The sequence below is a fragment of the Halorubrum sp. SS7 genome, assembly GCF_005435055.1.
GTDB classification, from domain to species: domain Archaea; phylum Halobacteriota; class Halobacteria; order Halobacteriales; family Haloferacaceae; genus Halorubrum; species Halorubrum salinarum.
This window is the reverse complement of sequence record NZ_SGXV01000100.1, coordinates 1-1,329: the sequence shown is the minus strand read 5'-3', so window position 1 is coordinate 1,329 and position 1,329 is coordinate 1. Positions and strand designations below refer to the sequence as shown.

General features: G+C 49.9%; 2 protein-coding genes. One reads left to right on the top strand and one right to left on the bottom strand.

The features are described from left to right. Positions 1 to 284: 284 nt before the first annotated feature. Positions 285 to 509, top strand: a complete 225-nt coding sequence (locus EXE44_RS16855) for a hypothetical protein (RefSeq protein ID WP_137717972.1) — start codon at positions 285 to 287, stop codon at positions 507 to 509. Here the strand turns inward: EXE44_RS16855 and EXE44_RS16850 are convergent. Next, complete coding sequence (locus tag EXE44_RS16850) at positions 506 to 925, bottom strand: PH domain-containing protein (RefSeq protein WP_137695028.1); 420 nt, start codon at positions 923 to 925, stop codon at positions 506 to 508. The two genes, EXE44_RS16855 and EXE44_RS16850, sit on opposite strands and share 4 nt — an antisense overlap. Positions 926 to 1,329 lie beyond the last annotated feature (404 nt).

Sequence of the window (1,329 nt, the reverse complement as noted above, 5' to 3'; positions counted from 1 at the left end):
TTGCGGATCAAATGGATTCTGGCGGTAGCATACGCGGCTAACGTTCATCGGCAAATCCAGAACGACCGCGACTTAGAGGAGCTATCCGAACGGCTTGAGCAACTTGAGGAAAACACAAATGCCCCGAAAAAGTAAGCGCGAGATTGAATCAAGAATCGAGGAGTTGGACGACGGCGACTTGGTTGATGGTATCGACGTGATTGAACAGCATTTTTCTGACGAGTATCCGGACCCGCCCGAACGGTTGGTTCGGGAGGCATGGGCCGAACAGCTACGACCCGACAATGACACGGAAGAGTAAACGCGAGATTGAACAGCGACTGGAAGAGTTAGACACGGACCCGGCGGACGAATATCCAACGGTGACGTTGGCTGGACTTCTTGCGTGGGAATGGGAATCCGTTGATGAGGAGCGCAACCTGAAGCGACGACAAGAGACGGGCGAGATATACTATCACCCGGAGTTAGACCTTGAGGGGTTGGGAAATACTCCGAACGATAGCAATTAGTTACGCTGTTGCTCCCGGATCGTGTTGGCTATTTCATCGTAATTAGGAACACCAGCGAAGGTAACAAGCGACGCGCCGGTTCCCGATGAAAACTGGATGTTTCCATGACCGATTAGTTTCTCACTCCAAGAGGCTCCTGTTTGGAGTTGGCGAATATCCTCAATCCGATATTCGTTGGTTGATGAACCCAGTATCCCCGTCTTTTGAATCACCCGTTCGGTTGTAACAACGTATCTGGAATTATACCGGGCCAGTATCGGGACAAAAATGGTAATAAAACCAATTCCAATGAACATGAGGAAGATTGACCCAATGATCCACCCGGCCCAATTTGACCATGACGGTCGGATATTATGAAGCACCTCTTCACCCTCAAGTAGGGTTACGCCGTCGGCAGAAGGCACACCGTTCGACATACTCCCGTATTTCTATCAATACACTTAGTGATTTGGGAGGTTTGTTTCGGTTAATCTTAACCAACGCCGGTGGGTTCCGAATCTTCAATGTTGGTTAAGGATAGCGCCACCGTGGCGTTTACCCTCAATTAGTGCCGGTGTTCACAGGGTTCACAGCATTTCCTCAACTTAGGAGAATAGTGAGAGAGAAAGAAGAGAGTCATATATACAAACAAAGTAGGGTGAACCCCTGTGAACCCTGTTCACCTAAGCGATCCTCGCCGGGGGAAAATATATTCAACCGGGGACTGACCTCTTTGTATCCGGTGCGCGTAACCGTGCGCTGGATAAGAACACGGTGAATACATCAATGGTTTTCAAGAAGATCACGCTGATCGGGACGAGCGAGGAGAGCTTCGACGCCG

Bases quoted from the DNA above. Each gene is read 5' to 3' on its own strand.
- EXE44_RS16855 (WP_137717972.1), top strand. From the start codon at position 285: ATGACACGGAAGAGTAAACGCGAGATTGAACAGCGACTGGAAGAGTTA.
- EXE44_RS16850 (WP_137695028.1), bottom strand. From the start codon at position 925: ATGTCGAACGGTGTGCCTTCTGCCGACGGCGTAACCCTACTTGAGGGT.